Source organism: Brachybacterium tyrofermentans, from assembly GCF_039526165.1.
In the GTDB taxonomy this organism is placed as follows: domain Bacteria; phylum Actinomycetota; class Actinomycetes; order Actinomycetales; family Dermabacteraceae; genus Brachybacterium; species Brachybacterium tyrofermentans.
Window position 1 is genome coordinate 1 of the sequence record NZ_BAAAIR010000014.1, and the last position, 1,623, is coordinate 1,623.

Consider the following 1,623-nt stretch of genomic DNA (forward strand, 5'->3'; position numbering starts at 1 on the left):
GCGCAACCCTTATCCTTTGTTGCCAGCGGTCCGGCCGGGAACTCAAAGGAGACTGCCAGTGATAAACTGGAGGAAGGTGGGGATGACGTCAAGTCATCATGGCCCTTACGACCAGGGCTACACACGTGCTACAATGGCATATACAAAGAGAAGCGACCTCGCGAGAGCAAGCGGACCTCATAAAGTATGTCGTAGTCCGGATTGGAGTCTGCAACTCGACTCCATGAAGTCGGAATCGCTAGTAATCGTAGATCAGAATGCTACGGTGAATACGTTCCCGGGCCTTGTACACACCGCCCGTCACACCATGGGAGTGGGTTGCAAAAGAAGTAGGTAGCTTAACCTTCGGGAGGGCGCTTACCACTTTGTGATTCATGACTGGGGTGAAGTCGTAACAAGGTAACCGTAGGGGAACCTGCGGTTGGATCACCTCCTTACCTTAAAGAACCTGCCTTTGTAGTGCTCACACAGATTGTCTGATGAAAGTAAAGAAGCAAGGCGTCTTGCGATTGAGACTTCAGTGTCCCCTTCGTCTAGAGGCCCAGGACACCGNCCCGCATAGCTCCACCATCTTTACTGCGAACACAAGAAAACTTCAGAGTGAACCTGAAAAGGTGCACTGCGAAGTTTTGCTCTTTAAAAATCTGGATCAAGCTGAAAATTGAAACGACACACAGTTAATGTGTGTTCGAGTCTCTCAAATTTTCGCAATCAGAAGTGAAACATCTTCGGGTTGTGAGGTTAAGCGACTAAGCGTACACGGTGGATGCCCTGGCAGTCAGAGGCGATGAAGGACGTGCTAATCTGCGAAAAGCGTCGGTAAGGTGATATGAACCGTTATAACCGGCGATGTCCGAATGGGGAAACCCAGTGCAATTCGTTGCACTATCGTTAACTGAATACATAGGTTAACGAGGCGAACCGGGGGAACTGAAACATCTAAGTACCCCGAGGAAAAGAAATCAACCGAGATTCCCCCAGTAGCGGCGAGCGAACGGGGAGCAGCCCAGAGTCTGAATCAGCTTGTGTGTTAGTGGAACGGTCTGGAAAGTCCGACGGTACAGGGTGATAGTCCCGTACACCAAAATGCACAGGTTGTGAACTCGAAGAGTAGGGCGGGACACGTGGTATCCTGTCTGAATATGGGGGGACCATCCTCCAAGGCTAAATACTCCTGACTGACCGATAGTGAACCAGTACCGTGAGGGAAAGGCGAAAAGAACCCCGGCGAGGGGAGTGAAAAAGAACCTGAAACCGTGTACGTACAAGCAGTGGGAGCACCTTCGGGTGTGACTGCGTACCTTTTGTATAATGGGTCAGCGACTTATATTCTGTAGCAAGGTTAACCGTATAGGGGAGCCGCAGGGAAACCGAGTCTTAACTGGGCGTTAAGTTGCAGGGTATAGACCCGAAACCCGGTGATCTAGCCATGGGCAGGTTGAAGGTTGGGTAACACTAACTGGAGGACCGAACCGACTAATGTTGAAAAATTAGCGGATGACTTGTGGCTGGGGGTGAAAGGCCAATCAAACTTCGTGATAGCTGGTTCTCCCCGAAATCTATTTAGGTAGCGCCTCGTGAACTCATCTTCGGGGGTAGAGCACTGTTTCGGCTAGGGGGTCA

General features: G+C 50.7%; 2 rRNA genes. Both read left to right on the plus strand.

Annotation, left to right across the window (positions count from 1 at the left end):
- Positions 1-437, plus strand: a 16S ribosomal RNA gene (locus tag ABD093_RS03050); the annotation flags it as partial.
- 302 nt (positions 438-739) lie between these two features.
- A 23S ribosomal RNA gene (locus tag ABD093_RS03055) occupies positions 740-1,623 on the plus strand; the annotation flags it as partial.